General features: G+C 68.4%; 12 protein-coding genes and 4 pseudogenes. 7 read left to right on the top strand and 9 right to left on the bottom strand.

Translation table 11 applies throughout. From position 1 onward, the window contains the following. Positions 1-170: 170 nt before the first annotated feature. Together ACZ32T_RS35845 and ACZ32T_RS35840 are read right to left on the bottom strand one after the other, a co-directional pair. Positions 171-794, bottom strand: coding sequence for a hypothetical protein (locus ACZ32T_RS35845; RefSeq protein ID WP_467271876.1), 624 nt, complete (start codon positions 792-794; stop codon positions 171-173). Positions 795-1469: 675 nt separating this feature from the next. Next, positions 1470-1970, bottom strand: a complete 501-nt coding sequence (locus ACZ32T_RS35840) for a hypothetical protein (protein WP_467271878.1) — start codon at positions 1968-1970, stop codon at positions 1470-1472. 390 nt (positions 1971-2360) lie between these two features. On the opposite strand from ACZ32T_RS35840, the gene ACZ32T_RS35835 reads away from it, so the two are divergent. After that, positions 2361-2873 (top strand): hypothetical protein, encoded by a 513-nt coding sequence (locus ACZ32T_RS35835; protein WP_467371641.1) that lies wholly within the window; start codon positions 2361-2363, stop codon positions 2871-2873. Positions 2874-3210: 337 nt separating this feature from the next. On the opposite strand, the gene ACZ32T_RS35830 is transcribed toward ACZ32T_RS35835, so the two are convergent. Further along, a complete protein-coding gene (locus tag ACZ32T_RS35830; protein WP_467271882.1) occupies positions 3211-4269 on the bottom strand; it encodes a LacI family DNA-binding transcriptional regulator in 1059 nt (352 codons plus the stop codon). A 115-nt stretch (positions 4270-4384) separates the two neighbouring features. Here ACZ32T_RS35830 and ACZ32T_RS35825 point away from each other — a divergent pair, with 115 nt between their 5' ends. After that, on the top strand, positions 4385-5236 hold the full coding sequence (locus tag ACZ32T_RS35825; protein WP_467371640.1) for a phytanoyl-CoA dioxygenase family protein: 852 nt from the start codon (positions 4385-4387) through the stop codon (positions 5234-5236). Further along, positions 5229-6659, top strand: a complete 1431-nt coding sequence (locus ACZ32T_RS35820) for a sugar porter family MFS transporter (protein ID WP_467371638.1) — start codon at positions 5229-5231, stop codon at positions 6657-6659. Before ACZ32T_RS35825 ends, ACZ32T_RS35820 begins: the two co-directional genes overlap by 8 nt. Before the next feature lie 301 nt (positions 6660-6960). On the opposite strand, the pseudogene ACZ32T_RS35815 reads toward ACZ32T_RS35820, so the two are convergent. From ACZ32T_RS35815 to ACZ32T_RS35800, 4 genes and pseudogenes are all read right to left on the bottom strand, one after another. Next, positions 6961-7598 (bottom strand): annotated as a pseudogene (locus tag ACZ32T_RS35815) (LysE family translocator). A 272-nt stretch (positions 7599-7870) separates the two neighbouring features. Next, positions 7871-8500: an NADPH-dependent F420 reductase gene (locus tag ACZ32T_RS35810; RefSeq protein WP_467271888.1), complete on the bottom strand. Its 630-nt coding sequence runs from the start codon at positions 8498-8500 to the stop codon at positions 7871-7873. A gap of 623 nt (positions 8501-9123) precedes the next feature. Next, positions 9124-9414 carry a hypothetical protein gene (locus tag ACZ32T_RS35805; protein WP_467271890.1) on the bottom strand — a complete coding sequence of 97 codons (291 nt, stop codon included), beginning with the start codon at positions 9412-9414 and terminating at the stop codon, positions 9124-9126. A 354-nt stretch (positions 9415-9768) separates the two neighbouring features. Beyond that, positions 9769-10017, bottom strand: a pseudogene (locus ACZ32T_RS35800) (HNH endonuclease); the annotation flags it as partial. 221 nt (positions 10018-10238) lie between these two features. Between ACZ32T_RS35800 and ACZ32T_RS35795 the strand changes: the two are divergent. Together ACZ32T_RS35795 and ACZ32T_RS35790 are read left to right on the top strand one after the other, a co-directional pair. Then, a complete protein-coding gene (locus ACZ32T_RS35795) occupies positions 10239-10760 on the top strand; it encodes a hypothetical protein (protein WP_467271892.1) in 522 nt (173 codons plus the stop codon). 251 nt (positions 10761-11011) lie between these two features. Next, positions 11012-12615, top strand: a pseudogene (locus ACZ32T_RS35790) (ISL3 family transposase). Here ACZ32T_RS35790 and ACZ32T_RS35785 read toward each other — a convergent pair. Further along, positions 12601-13326 (bottom strand): hypothetical protein, encoded by a 726-nt coding sequence (locus ACZ32T_RS35785; RefSeq protein WP_467371636.1) that lies wholly within the window; start codon positions 13324-13326, stop codon positions 12601-12603. The pseudogene ACZ32T_RS35790 and the gene ACZ32T_RS35785 sit on opposite strands and share 15 nt — an antisense overlap. A gap of 336 nt (positions 13327-13662) precedes the next feature. Next, positions 13663-14821 (bottom strand): annotated as a pseudogene (locus tag ACZ32T_RS35780) (IS701 family transposase). A gap of 292 nt (positions 14822-15113) precedes the next feature. On the opposite strand from ACZ32T_RS35780, the gene ACZ32T_RS35775 reads away from it, so the two are divergent. Both ACZ32T_RS35775 and ACZ32T_RS35770 read left to right on the top strand, forming a co-directional pair. After that, the gene (locus ACZ32T_RS35775) at positions 15114-15626 is read left to right on the top strand and encodes a transposase (protein WP_467371634.1); all 513 of its coding nucleotides are present in this window, start codon (positions 15114-15116) and stop codon (positions 15624-15626) included. Continuing rightward, positions 15623-15871: a transposase gene (locus ACZ32T_RS35770; protein WP_467371632.1), complete on the top strand. Its 249-nt coding sequence runs from the start codon at positions 15623-15625 to the stop codon at positions 15869-15871. The genes ACZ32T_RS35775 and ACZ32T_RS35770 overlap by 4 nt, the downstream gene beginning before the upstream one ends. Positions 15872-15933: the final 62 nt, after the last annotated feature.

The following is a 15933-nucleotide window of genomic DNA, read 5'->3' as shown; positions in this document are numbered from 1 at the left end:
GCCGCCTCCACCGACGCTACGAACGCAAAGCCGACCACTTCCTCGCGTTCACCAGCATCGCCTGCACCCTCATCTGCTACCGGAGACTCGCCAAACGAGATGACTTCTAAGGCACAGGGCTTGTCACAAATCCTCGTTCCGGACCACCATGATCGACCGGAAACGGCCTCTCAGTATCCCCAGGTGGCATAGATGGTGACGTTCGCGCCATTGTCCCGGGCTCCGACGCACACGTCACGCCAGTCGAGCAGCCAGCCGCTGGAGCGGCAGCTCTCCTGCTGGAGGCCCAATTCGCGGATGATCTCCGGGCGGGACAGGCCATTCCCGCTGATGACCGTTGCGGCGCGCCAGCAGCCGCCGGAACCGCAGCTGGTGCCTTCGTCGACCATGCTGATGCCTGGCGGCAGTGAGGGGAGGGCCTTGGACGGCGGGGCGTCCGAGCCTTCGCCGATCATCAGCGCATACAGGAGACCGACTACGAGGGTGAGGGCAAACTGCATCCCCAGGAAGCCGATCGCTCCGTTGCGGCGGGGAATCCATTCCAGGGGAGGGGAGTTCTTGTGCCGGCCTTCCAGTCCCACACCGCAGGCGATGAGCAGAGGCGCCAGGGCCGTGAACAGGAGATGGGCGTCGGGTCTGGGGGCGTGGACCCAGCCCTGCTGGACACTGATCAGCAAACCGGCTCCGGCGAGCAGCGTGCCGCCGATCGCGAAGCCGACAGGGCGGGTGCGGGCGATCGTCATCCAGGCGACGGCGGGCGCGACAGCGAAGAATATCCCCAGGACGATCAGCATGTACGGAATGACGTAGGGCGCCGAGCGCCCGGTTCCACACGGCCCGGACTCACCTCAGGCCCGCAGGCGGAAGTTCATGCCGGGCAGTGCGGCGAAGCGTTGCTCCCAAAGCCTCACCTGTGCGCACTTACGGCCTGTAGGTGACAACAAGTGGCTTTGTTCACCAGAGTGGGTTCTGGCTCAACTTCTGTGATGTGAGCGGTCACGCCGGTTCCCGGACGGAACCGTGTCCGGCGTTTCGCAGGGCAAGCCGCTGGAGCAGGCTCCTGGAGGAGGCACTCGCTCTCCGAACCACAGAAGTTGAGCCAGAACCGGTTCTCGTGAGCAGCGCGACGGGCCGGAGCAGCGCGACGGGCCGGTGAGAAGGGCCAGCGCAGCGCCGCCCGCTTCCCCGAGACCACGCCCCGTCTAAGCACTCACCACGGGAAATCCGGGGCCTGACCTGGGGTTGTGCGGGCGTCGGGCGTCATCGTGCGCGCGGGATGTTGGGGGGATGTTGCCGGGGATGTGGGGGGATGTTGCGGGCCCCCGTACGGGTGTCTGGTCGCTGCGGCGCCCATCGGGCCGCCGCAGTCCGTGAGGCCAGCGCAGCACCGCGCCGCCTTCACCGCACCAACAGCGCAAACCCTAGGGCGCCGGCACATCTGTGACTCGCGCTCAACTGCCTTGACCTCCCTACAGCTGGTCCCCCCTGCTGGGTGGTTCCGGAGGATGCATCCCGCCACCGTCCTTGATGTCCGATTCGCAGGTGCGTCGGTTATGGGACTGGTCATTGGGGATCAACAGCACTGCGTCAACCTGCTGAGGGTGCTCGACGGCAAGCCAGCGCCCGAAGGCCTGGGACGAGGAAACCGTCTGACACCCTAACGTCACGCGCTCCTTGTCGACCGCGCAGGCGTCCACCGCGGGGTCCGAATATTCATCGGCGCCGTCGAAGCGGAAGCGGAAGTGGACCTGGTCACCTTCGGAGGGCACCTGCGGGTGGGGCTCAAGGCTCCAGTCAACGACCGCAGCGGTGACGCCAAGAGGCTGCCCATCCGTGTCCACGACCTGCACCCTGACACCGGCCTCACCGCGCTCCGCCGTCGTATCGGTGCAGACCCAGGAAGAACAGCCGGACAGGGCGAGAACAGCCAGAAACAACGGGGCTGCGGCGAGTACACGTGCGGATAACACTGAGATGACCTCCGGTCGGCGTGGGGCGGGGCAGTCTATTGCGGGACTGCAGCTGCGGGCGATGGCGGTGGGCGCCTGCGGCTGCGGTGCCGAGACGCAGAGGAGCCCTGTGAAGCGGGCGGGTGCTTGAAGCAACTGCACTGGACCAGCAGCCCCTGGGTGCACTGCCTGTCCGGGCCAGCGCAACGCCAGCTCTCGGCGGCATCGACCAGCACGTCACCGGCCAGCGTGGCCTCTGTGGTGCAACCTTCAGCGGGTCGCACGGGTCTCACAGGCGAATCAGCACCATGGAGGCACGCATGCCCGAGTCGCTCCCGTCCCAGCCCGACCCCGAGGAAGCACCCAGCGTTCCAGCGTTCACTCCCCCGGTCCCGTGGGCTGGCGGCTGGCATGGACGAGGAAGAGGCGGAGCTCACGATGGGAGTCGGCCTCCTCGTGCGCAAGGCGGCGCTCCTGGAGTACACGCTCCACGGCCTTCTGGTGCACCTTACGGGTGCGCCCCGGGCCTACGCCTACGAGGCCGGGGGAACGGGCTCGTTCTTCGCCAAGCGGTGCATCGAGAGCCTGAAGGCCATGAAGGAAGACCGCGTTCCTTCCACCTCGCGTGAGGCGCTGCTCGAGGTCCTTGAGCGGTGCAGGGAGCAGTTCGAGCGTCGGCATCGCTTCGTGCACGGCCATCTGGAGTTCGACCATGAGTCCCAGCAGTGGCTCACGCTCAAGGGCCGTAGAGGAAAGGGCGCTCACCATGCGGAAGTCAGGTTCACCACCAGCTCCGAACCCTGGGAGCTGGCCGCGGGGTTTCACTGGCTCCAGGAGAAGGTGCTGTGGTGGGACATCAAGCTCTTCGGCGAGCCGGGAGACCCGGATGAGGGAGAACCCGCGTACGCGTCCGTGAAGAGGTAATGAGCGGGCAGCAAGTCCCGGCCCGCGATGAAACCGTCGTAGCGGGACCCGAAGAACCGACACCCCGCGTCCGCGGAGCGGGCGGGCGGGCGGGCGGGCGATGATGCCTGCAGTGCGGTACCTGACTGATGGCGCGGGCTGTCACCGACGCCCGCAACGCATGCGCAGCCGACGGCGACCGCAAAGCGCGGCGGGCTATTAGAGGTGCCGGCATGGTGCCGACGTCCAGACCGTACGCAAGGGGAAGTGGAGCGCACCCGGTCCCGTGCGCCGATCCCTATCTGCCGGTCCGGTCGGCGTGCGGTGAGGTCAGGTGACGCCGACCGGCACAGGCGCCCTACGCGGCGGGGCCGACCGCGCGTTCCGGGCCGGAAGGGCCGGGCCGCTGGGTCGTGCTCGCGCGTATCACCAAGCGGTGCGGGGCTGTGAGGTCCGACGGAGGGACCTTGTTGTCGGGACTGTAGATCCGGTCCGCGAGGCACTGGAGGGCGAGCTGAGCGATTTGCCGTTTGTCGGGGGAGACCGTGGTCAGCGTCGGGTTGCCGTACTGGCCGTCCTCGATGTCGTCGAACCCGACCACCAAGAGGTCCTCCGGGAGCCGTACACCTCGCTGGTGCGCCATGTGCATCACGCCCAGGGCGAGTTCGTCGCTGAAGGCGAACACGGCGTCCGGGATCTCGCCGCCGCTGTCGAGCAGGTCCGCGAGAGCGAGGGCGCCGTCCTTGCGGTGCAGCGTGTCCACGATGCGTTCCCACTCCGGCCGGGGCGTGAGGCCGGCCCGTCGCAGCGCCCTGCGATAGCCCTCGGCGCGAAGGTCGGACGTACCGTTGTGCAGGTGTGGCTGCAGGCCGATGGCCGCAACACGGCGGCGCCCCAGTGTCAGCAGGTGAGTGGTGGCCTCATCCGCCGCGCTCACGTTGTCGACGGCCACGCGGTCGGCGAAGCCCTGGGGACTGCGCTCGCCGAGCAGGACGATAGGCAGCGACCTCGCTGCGGACGCCAGTTCCTGAGCGGTCAGTGCCCACGGACTGATGATCAATCCGTCCATCACGCGTCCGCCGCTTCCGGTCAGCAACCGGCGTTCCGCCTCGGCGTCGCCCAGCGTCTGGTCGATGATCACTGTCCACGAGCGTTTCCTCGCCTCCTCCACGACCAGGCCCGCGAGCTCCGCGAAATAGGGGGAGTGCAGCTCCGGGATGGCCAGCCCGATGATGCCGGTGCGACCGGCCCGCAGGCTGCGCGCGGCGAGGTTCGGCCGGTATCCCAGTTCGTCGATCGCTTCCTGCACCCGCCGGCGGGTGTCCGCGGCGACCCGCGCGGAACCGCTGACCACGTTCGACACGGTGCGTGCCGAAACCCCGGCGCGGGCGGCTACGTCTTTCAGGCTGCTGCTCACCAGGACATCCTGACATGCCGCTGCGAGCAGGGATCAAGTTTCTCGGGCCCAGGTATTGCCACGTTGCATTCATCGTTGCAACATGGCACGGACAGTCTGCTGCAAGGAGGCACGCATGAGCCCGCACGCGCACCCCGGAATCTCCCCGGCCGATCTCGACGTGGACGTGACCGCCGAGGTCGAAGCCCTCTACTCGCTCGGCATCACCGCCCGTAAGGGCGCGTTCAGCCAGGAGTGGGCCGACCGGCTGCGTGAGGACATCGAGGCCGCCTTCCAGGAAGCGCTGAAGCGGCCCGGCGGGAGCGTCGGTCGCGGTCCGCACCGCTACTACGTGGAGATCCACCCCGAGCAGCTGCGCGGCTTCGTCGAACTCGTCGACCACCCCTGGGTGCGCTCGGTCTGCGAGGCGGTGCTCGGCCCCGGCTACCGCATCGTGGAGCTCGGCTTCGATGTGCCGCTCGAAGGCGCCGTCAACCAGCCGTGGCACCGGGACTTCCCCCTCCCCGAGGAGACCCGTGCCGAGCGGCGGCTCACCTCCCTGGCCTTCAACGTCACCGCCGTCGACACGGAGGAGGACATGGGCCCCTTCGAGATCGCGCCGGGAACCCAGTGGGACGACAGCCCCGAGTTCGGACACGGCATGTTCCCGCCCCGGTCCCACTACCCGCGTTACGAGGAACGCGCTGTGCGCAAGTACCCGCGGCGCGGCGACATCTCGGCGCGGAGCGCCCTCACCATCCACCGCGGCACGAAGAACGACTCCGCGAAGTCCCGGCCCGTGCTGATCCTGGGTGTGGACGGTCCGGAAGCCACCAACGGCGAGAGGCATGACACCGCCGTAACCCGCGCCTACTGGGAGACGCTGCCCGAGCGCGTCCGGCGCCACCTGGACTGTCCAGTCGTCGACGAGCTGGTGCCCATCACCCAGAAGCACACCATCGAGGGTCTGGTCATGGGCGATGCCTGAGCTGACAGCGCGGCGGGAACGCAACCCCGCGCCGGCCGGGAACGGCGAGCCCACCCCACGCGTCCCTGCCGCGGTCTACGCCGTCTCGGCCGTCTCCGCCCTGGGCGGACTGCTGTTCGGCTACGACACCGGCATCATCTCCGGCGCACTGCTGCACCTGAGGGAAGACCTGGGCCTGACCTCCCGTGAGCAGGAGGTGATCGTCAGCGTCATCCTGCTCGGAGCCATGGCCGGTGCACTCGTGTCGGGGCGGCTGGCCGCGCGGCACGGGCGGCGCAAGGTCGTCATCGCGGTCGCGGTGGTCTTCGCCCTAGGTGCGGGGGCCGCCGCCGCGGCACCCGGCGTGTACAGCCTCATCGCCGCCCGCTTCGTCCTGGGGCTGGCCGTTGGCGGCGCATCGAGCATGGTGCCGGTGTACATCGCTGAACTCGCCCCGGCCCGGATCCGCGGTCGTCTCATGGTGCTGTTCCAGCTGATGGTCGCCATCGGGCAGCTCATCGCCTATTTGTGCGGCTGGGCCCTGGCGGACAGCGGCGGCTGGCGCACGATGTTCGCCCTGGCCGTCGTACCGGCCGCAGCCCTGGGCATCGGCATGGTGTTCCTGCCCGAGAGCCCCCGGTGGCTCATCGGACGCGGCAGGACCGACCAGGCCGTGGCTGTCCTGACCCGGCTCAGGCCGAAGGGATTCGACGTCCATCAGGAGATTACGGACATCACCGAAACGGCCGCCGACGGTGCGGCATCCGGACACTGGCGGGACCTGGGCCGGCGCTGGGTGCGGCCGGCCCTGCTGGTCGCTGTCGGTATCGCCGCCTTCTCTCAGCTCACCGGGATCAACGCGATCGTCTACTACGCCCCCACCATCCTCGTGGACGCGGGCTTCGGGGACTCGGCCGCGCTGGTGACGGGGATCGGAATCGGCGTGATGCTCGTGATCGCGGGCGTCGTCGGAGCGGTGGCGGTGGACCGTGTGGGCCGTCGGCGCACGATGCTCTGGTTCCTGCCCGGATCGGCTGTCGCCATGGCCGTCCTCGCCCTCGCCTTCATCGGTCCGGTCGACTCGTCGGCACAGCGGTGGACAGTGATCATCGCGCTGTTCGGCTACATCCTCTGCAACGGCATCGGCATGCAGGCCGTGGTCTGGCTCATCGGGCCGGAGGTCCTGCCACTCGCGATCCGGGGCCCGGCGACCAGTCTGGCCACGGTCACCCTGTGGGGCTTCGATCTGGTCATCGCCCTCAGCGCACTGACGGCGATCAGAGCCATCGGCCAGTCCGGGACCTTCATGATCTACGCACTGATGAACGTCGCCTGCATCGTCTTCGTCGTGGCGAAGGTTCCGGAAACCCGGGGCCGCTCCCTGGAAACCATCGAAAAAGCCCTGCGCCGCGGTGGTTCGTTCCGCAAGGCACTCGACTCCTGACCCGAAGGAAGGGGAGGAGGACGCAGGTCAGCTCGCGGACTCGTGGCGCATCCACCCCATGGGCCCGGCCTGCCGCACCGAGCTGACCAGACACGCGTCCGCGACAGCGTGACGGGCGTTCCACCGCTCTCGGTGACGCCCCACGCTGGACGTACGGGCGCGGGAAAGAAGTCGAGCGGACGGCCGATGGGCTCAAGAACTGCCGGGCCGTGGCCAGGAGGTACGACAAGCGCGCCTGCGTCGGCACCGTCAACGGCGTAGTGATCCGCCTGTGGTTCCGTCCGTGATCCGCGGGCGGACTCTATTCCTTGCGACCTGTCGCGGCAACGGTCACGCCGAGGCCGATCATGGTGAGCCCACCGGCGCCGCCGACCACGGCGAGCCGCCGCGGTGAGCCGGTGAACCAGCCCCGCGCGGTCGCCGCGGCCAACCCCACACGCTGTCGGAAGCCACCGGGATGACGTTGAAGACCAAACCGAGCACCAGCATCTGAAGCATCACATGGCCCTGCCCACGGTCGACGAACTGAGGCAGCACGGCGGCGAAGAACACGATGGTCTTGGGATTGGCCACACCGACCGCGAACCCCTCCCAGAACGTGCGCAGGTCACCCGGCGCAGGACGATCACCTGTCAACTCGGCATGCAACGATCCACGCTGTCGCACCGCCTTGACTCCGAGACGGACCAGGTACGCAGCGCCCACGAGCTTCAGCACGGTGAAGACGAGGACTGACCGCTCCACAACGGCCCCCACCCCGAGAGCCACGGCCACGACGAGTACCAGGGCCCCCAGCGCGTTCCCCGCCACCGTGGCCAACGCGGCACGGCGGCCCTGGGACAGGGCCCGCCCGATCACGAACAGCACACTGGGACCGGGTACCACGATCAGAAGGAGCGACATGGCCGCGAAGGCCAGCAGTCGGTCGGCAGACACCATGGAGCCCATCCAACAGGGCGGCTCATCGGTCATGCAGTCATTTCCCGGGAGCCGCGTGCACAACAGAGGCACCGCCCGCGACGTGCTCCCCGCCGGGCCCGCTCCGACACCGCGTCGGGGAGGCTGCGGGTGCCGTGCACCCGCAGTGTGGTGCCTCCCCGGCGAAGAGCCCGTACGGCGGGACCCCGCGGCCAGTGACCGGGGGAACCCGGCCCGCAGCCGGCCGTCGTCGTCCCCTCGGGGTCGCCGCCGGGGCCCTGGCTGACAGAGCCCTACGAGGCAGATGGGCGGGTGACGACGTTGATGTTGAACGTGTGGGCCCCCAGACCGCCCGCGATGCCCATGAAGAGCAGGGCGAAGTGCTCCTGTCCCCGTGCGGTGGTGATGCCGCCGATGTCGAGCTGGGACGACGCAGGCCAGCCGAGGTCGGTGAGCAGCCGGCCCGAGGTCCGTTTGGCCTCGGCGTCGTCGCCGGAAAGGAAGACGGTGCTCGGTCCGTCGAGACTGTCCGGGGCGGTCATCACGGTGGAGTCCATGGTGCAGAGCGTCTTGACGACGGGGGTCAGGGGGAAGGCCTCCTGGATCTGTTCACCCAAGCTGCTGTTGGGGTGCGAGAGCTCACTGAAGTCGTCGGAGAGGCCGACCCCGACATCGATCAGGAGGGTGCCGGCGAGCGCCGTAGCCCCGATGGTGCGCAGCAGTTCCACGGAGACGTCACCTGGCGTGGCGTTGACCAAGGCCTCCGCATGGGCGGCTGTCTCGCTCAGCCCTGCCACGGGGAGGCCTACGTCTGCCCGGTCCTCAGGCCGGCGTGAACCGAGGAGGACGTCGTGTCCCGCGGTATTCCAACCGTGGCCCAGTGCGCGGGCGACGTTTCCGGTGCCGATCAGTCCTATACGCATGGTGTGACGCTAGCCGCCGCCGGAGCACGGCGAATCGGACCACGGACCCGGGCGGACCGGTACCAAAGACGTAGTTCTGCGGCAGCCCGCCACTCGGTGCGACCGGCCGACTCATGCCCGGGCGACCGGGCGCACTCGTGCCGTCCCTCCACGAACTGATGCGGAGCAGCACCCGGCCGGGCACTGGCCTGGGGCGGAACGGCGTGCCCAGGGCTTGCCGCCCGGTGCGTCGCCGGGCCTCCCCGTCCGGGATGGCCTGGGAGGCCGCCGAGCGCGCGCTGATCACCAAGCCGGCCGCACGGGCCAGGAGTCACAGGCCGGGACGACACTGAGGTCGGCGCCGGTCGGCCTCCGGGACGGCACGCTCTGCGTCCCGGCTGGGCGGGGCGCCAGGGTCAGCGTCGGGGCAGGCTCCGGGGGTTCGCGCATCAGGAGCTCGTGCCGCGGGGTGTGCGGTGGTCGTGGCGGCCAAAAGGCCGCGCGGATCAAGTCGGTGAGCGGGGCGAGGCCGCAGACGGTGGCCTTGAGATGGCCCCGATCGAGGCACACCCCCCTGCGCCCTGCAGGCCGGCACTCGCGTCTCCGGGGAGTTGCTGGCCTGCGTCCCTCGCGTGGACCAGGACCTATCGCACCCCCGGCGCGAGGTCTCGTCCTCGCGCAGTCACTGCGTCGTGGGCCGCGGTCGCCACCGCCAACCCCTTCGCGGTCGTGACGGTGATCGCGTAATCGCGTCCGTCGAGTTCGAAGTACACGGCCGGCTCGTGGGACGCACGGTAGACCAGCGTCGCGTCAGGATCGGTGCGCCGGATCAGCGCCGCCACCACATCGACCAGGAGCCGGTGGCGGTCCTGCTCCGGCAGCTCGTCACTGTAGACCTGGCCGTACTCGGCCAGCAGTTCTTGTATGTCGTCCATCGGCCCCGCGCGCGTGCGTCGTGCGTATCCGTGCGCCGCGCCCGCCGGGGCGATCGTCCCCGTACGGCGAAGGCGCGACGTGCGGGGATCAGCCAGATCGCTGCGCCAAGTCCCTGCGGCCCGGGCGGGCAGTTCGGGCGCCGTGTCGCGTCGCGATCAGCGCCTACTCCTCCTCCAGGCCGGGGCGAACACTTGCACCTGCCATCCATGGCCGGGAGCCGGGCAAGGGCGAGAGCCCTCTGGCCCTCCCGGAGGGGGCGTACCTCGCAGCGCCGCGTCGGGGATCTGCTGCCCGGCACCCGCACGGCAGGGGGCTGCACCATTAGATGCGGGCCCGGCCGTGCGGCGGCAGGGGGCCGGCGTGTAGCGGACGATGGTGTCTTCGCACGGGCCGTCGGCGTAGACCTTCAGCGCCTCGAACTCACGGTCGTCCGCGGTGAGCTGCCAGCGGAACTTGGTCGACACCCACTCCCCCACATACCGGCACTGAGCCTCCGGGGACGGCGGCATCCAGTCGGCCGGGTCCTGGTCGGACTTCTGCAGGTCGCTGCGCGCCGTCACCGCGACCAGGGAGACGTCCGCCCTCTGGTCGTTCGCGTAGGAGTTGTCAGAGGTGGCGTGCACATCAGCGTCGTCAAGGTGGCTTTGTCCACGGGCTCGGACAGCACTTCGACAACGAATCGGGAGGCGGGAGCCTACGAGACCAAGGCGGAATGTTCACGAGATTCGACAGCACCACCCAAGAGGGCGGCCGGGATGGGCACCGAGTCCTGGCGTACGTTCGAACCCATGACGTGCACCCTGAGATCCCGGCTGGTGGCCCGGTGAGCGGCTGGTGGGTCTACCTGGAGGAACGGACCCGCCGAGAGGTCGATGCCGACGTGCTGCGCGACCGCCGACTGTCGGCGGTCAGGTCCGTCTGGGAGGCGCTGCGCCCGCTGGGGGTTGGCCTGCACGAAGCCGAGCGGGTGGTCCACGCGCGATACGAGGCTCTGGGCGACCGTGTGCAGCGCACGCCGCCTGATCCGCTGGATCTCCCCTCGCTCGCAGCCCGCGCCGCGGCTCTCCCAGGCCGTGTGACGGCGGTGGAGGCGCTCTGGGACGGCGATACAGTACACGACTGGTTCGTGCTCCTGGTCGCGGTGCTGAACGCCCCGGATGGGGAGGGCCACCTGGCGACTGTCTACCACCGATCCAACGGCCCTCCTCCTGGTGTTGTCGCCGCCGAGGCCGGCCGGGCGCTCGCCGACCACCTTCGCGTGCCCTTCCACTTCGCGTCCCCGGACGTCCCTGATGACGACGCCCCGCGCTGGAGGACGATCCAACGGCTGGAGGAAGGGCCGTGAACGGAGGCACGGACGGAGCGGGGCGACCCAAAGGAGGCCGGACGACATGGTGCCTCCCGTTCTCATGCACATGGCCTCGGGGCCGATCCGCCTGCCTCCCGAGAGGGTGAACCACTGCTGTCGCAAGTCGGGTTCTGGCTCGCTTTCCGTGAAGCGCATACGTTGAGTGATGGCTGACGTCTGCGGCGGCCTTTGGAAAGTTGCCTGAAAATGATCAGTGCCGATCTTGGGATGGCCGACAGTTCGGGGTCGTGGAAGAGACATTGCTCCGGCTGGAGGGGCTGTTGTTCCCGTCGGTCGCGGACGTGACGGTGCTGTCAGTGGACGTGAACGACGAGGCGGTACGTGTCGAGGCCCGCAGTACGACGGCCGAGGCGGTGTGTCCGAGTTGCGGGTGCTCTTCAAGCCGAATACACAGCTCCTACCTGCGGTTCCCGCCGATGTACCCAGCGCGGGACGACGGGTGGTTCTATGCCTGCGAGTCCGCAGGTTCTTCTGTCTGGACGCTGTATGCGGACGGCGGACATTCGTCGAGCAGATGCCGGGGCTGACCAGGAGGTACAGCAGGTGGACCGAACGTCTGCGATCGACCCCGGCCATGGTTGGCCTCGCCCTCGCAGGCCGGGGCGGCGCCCGGATGGCGGGCGTCTTCGGGGTCTCTGTCAGCCGCAGTACGGTGCTGCGGCTGGTCGATATGCTGCCCGAGCCGGACGTGCCGGCCCCGCGGGTGGTCGGCGTCGACGAGTACGCCACACGCAAGGGCCGCGTCTACGGCACCGTGCTGGTCGACTGCGAGACCCGACGGCCGGTGGACCTGCTGCCTGATCGGGAGGCGTCCAGCCTGGCCAAGTGGCTGTCGAGGCGACCGGGCATCGAGGTGATCTGCCGGGACCGTGCTCCGTTCTTCGCCGAAGGCGCTTCGACAGGGGCACCCCAAGCGATTCAGGTCGCTGACCGGTGGCATCTGTGGCACAACCTCAGCGAGGCCGCCGAGCGAGCTGTTGCCCGCCACCGCCAGTGCTTGCGCGCCCTGGCCCCTGAACCGGTCCAAGAGGGATCCGACGAGCCCGCACCCTCCATGGTGGACCCGGCCTCGCCCTGGAAGAGCGACCGGTTCTCCAACCGCATCCGGGCCCGACACGCCACGGTTCACGCAATGCTGGAAGCCGGCCACAGCCGCCGCTCGATCGGCCGCCAACTCCACATGACGCACCGCACCGTCAAAAGCCTTGCCGATGCCGTCAGGCCGGAAGACCTCTTCAACGGTCAGTACCAGTTCAGCCGAGCCTCCGCGCTGGACGAGTACAAGCCCTACCTCGACGAACGCTGGAGCGAGGGCTGCACCAACGCCTGGAAACTCTGGGAGGAAATCGCCCCTCTCGGTTACAAGGGCAGCTACGGCATCGTCAGCGCCTACATCAGGAAAAAGCGCACCTCACCCCAGCCGGTCACCGCGCAACCCCCGGCACCCCGCCAGGTGGCCAGATGGATTCTCAGCCGCCCGGAAACACTCACGGAAGTCGAGCAGCTCCGGCTCAAGGCCGTGCTGGCCAACTGCCCCGAACTTGACGCCCTCACCGGGCACGTCCGGTCCTTCGCCCGGATGCTCACCGAGCGCCAGGGCGAACGACTCCCCGAGTGGCTCGACGTCGTCCGCCAGGACGACCTGCCCAGCCTCCACACCCTCGCCGCAGGCATCGACCGCGACCGCGACGCGGTCATCGCCGGTCTGACCCTGCCCTGGAACTCAGGCGTGGTCGAAGGACACGTCAACCGCATCAAGATGCTCAAGCGCCAGATGTTCGGCCGCGCCGGCTTCGACCTTCTGCGAAAACGAGTCCTACTCGCTGAGTGACTCCTCAGTCTCCGATCGGAGATCGTAGATCGGGAACGTCGTGGGTGAAGGATGTTCCTTGCACGCTTCGCCGTGCAGTTCTTCGGGCCGCAGCGCCCAGGCGATGGCCTCGCCCCGACCGCAGAATGAAGGATCGAGGTGGAATGTGGTCCGGGTCCCGACCGGTTTCGGCGCTATGAACTCTTCCCTGAGGCCGGTCGGGTCCATCCCGTCCAGCTCCTGGCGATAGCCGTGGCCATCCAGCCACACCTCGATGACCGTGCGGACGCTGAGTGCCGCAGCTGCGGAGGGAGCCCAACGCTGCATGTCGAACATGTCGAGCAGGGAACCGAAGAATCCCGGAAGAGGCCTCTCCCGTTCATCGGCGCTGGGGCGCTGAACGCTCTCCACCGTGAAGCTGAGATCAGATCCGATCTCGACACTGATCTGTCCATGCCTGCCGTCGCGACGGTGAAGAGCATCCCAGGCCACCGCCCGAAGAACCTCGGTGGGAAGCTCGGGGCTGTCCTGATCGACCAGGAAATACCTCGCCGGGCGGCGCCGCACGTGCTCCACGAAGTCGACCACCCGAAGCGGCTCGACGGTGAAACTCTCCACTCGCCCTCCCATCTCTGCACTTTTCAGCCAGCCACAGCCGATCATGGCACCCACCACCGGCAAGCACCACGCTCCCTGCTCGTCCAGTAGCCGTGACGGGTTGTCACCAATCACGGAAGTTGAGCCAGAACCGCAAGTCGTGAACAAAGCCACGACCTGCGATGCCCCGGATGCACCAGAACCTGACGTCGGCCGGGGAGCCGCCAGAGCGGGACGGCTCTGCGGGCCGGGCTGGAGCGCGTACAGCACGAGCACGTCCTAGTAACTGCGCCGGTCTTTGTTCTGATGTGTGGGCAGTTTCTGGTGGTGTGTGGCCGCGTCGTTTGTAGTGGCTGATCCGGGCTTGGAACTGTCGTCGGCGGCGCCAGTGTGACCAGTGCAGGACATGGTCGATGAGGTTCGCGCGGGGCCGGGCCAGGCGGGTGGTCAGTCGCCGGATCTCGGGGAGGGTCAGGGCGATGAGCTGGGAGGATCCGTTTCTGCTTTCTCCGTGTCGAGCGCGCGGGCCCGCAGGACGGTGAGGCAGGCATGGGCTGCCATGGCCAGGGTGATGTGGCGGTGCCAGCCGGGATAGCGGCGGACCTGGTAGTCATCCAGGCCGCACTCCTGCTTCGCGGTCTGGAAGCATTCCTCGACCGCCCACCGACTGCCCGCGACATGGATCAGCTCGTCGAGGGTTGTGTCGGCTGGGCAGTAGGCGATGTAGTACGAGATCTGATCGGGTCGGCTCACGCTGCGGCGGGCGATGACCCAGTGCCGGCGGTTCTCACGGTGCCAGGGCCGGACCTCGACCCTGGCCCAGTCGTAGACGCGTGGCCCGTGGGCTCCGTTGCCGCAGGAACGACGCTTCCACTTCTGCCTCGGCAGCCCGGGAAACAGGTCATGGACGGGATGATCCATGGCCCAGCGGGTCACGACCGTGTCGTGCCGGGTGGTGGCCATGACGTGGAAGACGTCAGCCCGCTCGAGCTCGGTCCGCCAGCCCTTGCTGAAACCGTAGGCGGCGTCCGCCGTCACCCACCGGAACGGGATCTTCTCCGTGATCGCCCGGCGGACCATCGTCTTGGCGATGGCCACCTTCGTCTCGAAGGCGACCGCGTCCTCGATGCCCGCGGCCCGGCAGCGTTGCCGGTCATCGGTCCATGATGTGGGCAGATACAGACGCCGGTCGATCAACGTGCGGCCGCGTTCGCCGGCATAGGCGAGGAAGACGCCCACCTGGCAGTTCTCTGTCCGTCCCGCTGTTCCCGAGTATTGACGCTGGGCCCCGGCCGAGCGGACCCCCTTCTTAGGAAGCCCGTGTCGTCCACGATCAGCACCCCACCGGGGTCACCCAGTTGCTCGACCACATAGTCACGCACGTCGTCCAGGACCTCATCGGCGTCCCAGTCACATCGGTTCAGCAGCCGGTGCATCCGGTCAGGGCTCCCATGCCCAGCCTCCTCCGCGAGCGTCCAGCCGTTCTTCCGCTCCAACGGCGCTATGAGCCCCCTATATACGCCAGCGCCGACTCCCGCGGCTCCGACCGGGCAAACCGGTGCACGAATCGTTCATGCACCTCACCGAGACCCGCCGCCCACACCCTCACATCACCAAGTACCCCACCCATAACCAGCCCAACGACCAACCTGGCCACCAGTCACGCCAAACGCCGTTGCAGTACTAACGAGCTCGTGCACGGTTAGCGGTGGGACGTCGAGCGCTGGATCGGCGATCATGGCTGCGTGGTGGGGAACGTGACGCGCACAGCGATCATCAGCGACCGGAGGATCACGGGCTTGTCGGCCGCTGTGATCGCTGAACTCGTTTCGGAGGTGGGGCCGTTGTGGCATGAACGTCATCAGGCCAGGCTTGCGTCCAGGCCGCGGAAGCGTGCGGTCGGCGCTGGTGCGAAGCACCGCATGGTTTTCGTCGACCGGCTCCTGGCCACGCTCGTGCACCTTCGCCCCGGGGTTACTCATGACGTGCTGGCCTGCTGGTTCGACGTGGACCGCTCGACCGTCACCCGCGCCATCGGCGAGGTGCGGCCCCTGCTCGCGGAGCGGGGATGCACGGTCAGCCCCGCCGTGCGGCTGCGAACGCTGGCCGAGGTCGTTGACCATCTCGGCCAGGCCGGGAAGACCGGCATCATCGACGGCACCGAGATCCGTGTCCGCCGCCCTGCCGTCGGCCGCAAAGACCGGGACAAGTTCATCCCCGGCAAGAACAAGCAGAACACCGTGAAGACCATGGTGTTCACCGACGGGGACGGGCGGCTGCTGTTCTGCAGCCCGACCAGGCCCGGAAGCTGCGCGGACATGACCCACGCCCGGGAGTTAGGGCTGGTCAAGCTCCTGACCGACGGTCCAGCGGTCGAGATCCTCGCCATGCCGGCTACCAAGGCCTCGGCGCACAGACCGGCGGACGCGTCGTGACGCCCCCGCACCGCAAGTTCAAGAAGAACGCCCCGGACTGGTACGAGGAAATGCACGAGCGCCAGCGCAAAACGCGCTCCTCACGCCGCATCCGGGCCGAACACGGCATCGCCCACCTGAAGAACTGGCGGGCGCTGGCCCGCCACCTCGGCCGCCGCGAGCACATGGACGACACCATCCAAGCCATCGCCGGCCTACTGTCCCAGCAACAGACCGCAGACCGGATCCCGGCTTGGCAGACGTGAGCACCACGACTCCGCCTGGCACTGCGACGTCTCAACGCTAACCGTGCACGGACTCGTTAGGT

This window comes from Streptomyces sp. NPDC023573, from assembly GCF_055559735.1.
The sequence above is the reverse complement of the archived record's forward strand: the minus strand, read 5'-3'. Positions and strand labels throughout refer to the sequence as shown.

Coding starts and splice junctions, on each gene's coding strand:
- ACZ32T_RS35845 (WP_467271876.1), bottom strand. CDS start 794: ATGCTGATCGTCCTGGGGATATTCTTCGCTGTCGCGCCCGCCGTCGCC.
- ACZ32T_RS35835 (WP_467371641.1), top strand. CDS start 2,361: ATGGACGAGGAAGAGGCGGAGCTCACGATGGGAGTCGGCCTCCTCGTG.
- ACZ32T_RS35825 (WP_467371640.1), top strand. CDS start 4,385: ATGAGCCCGCACGCGCACCCCGGAATCTCCCCGGCCGATCTCGACGTG.
- ACZ32T_RS35820 (WP_467371638.1), top strand. CDS start 5,229: ATGCCTGAGCTGACAGCGCGGCGGGAACGCAACCCCGCGCCGGCCGGG.
- ACZ32T_RS35810 (WP_467271888.1), bottom strand. CDS start 8,500: ATGCGTATAGGACTGATCGGCACCGGAAACGTCGCCCGCGCACTGGGC.
- ACZ32T_RS35805 (WP_467271890.1), bottom strand. CDS start 9,414: ATGGACGACATACAAGAACTGCTGGCCGAGTACGGCCAGGTCTACAGT.
- ACZ32T_RS35775 (WP_467371634.1), top strand. CDS start 15,114: ATGGTTTTCGTCGACCGGCTCCTGGCCACGCTCGTGCACCTTCGCCCC.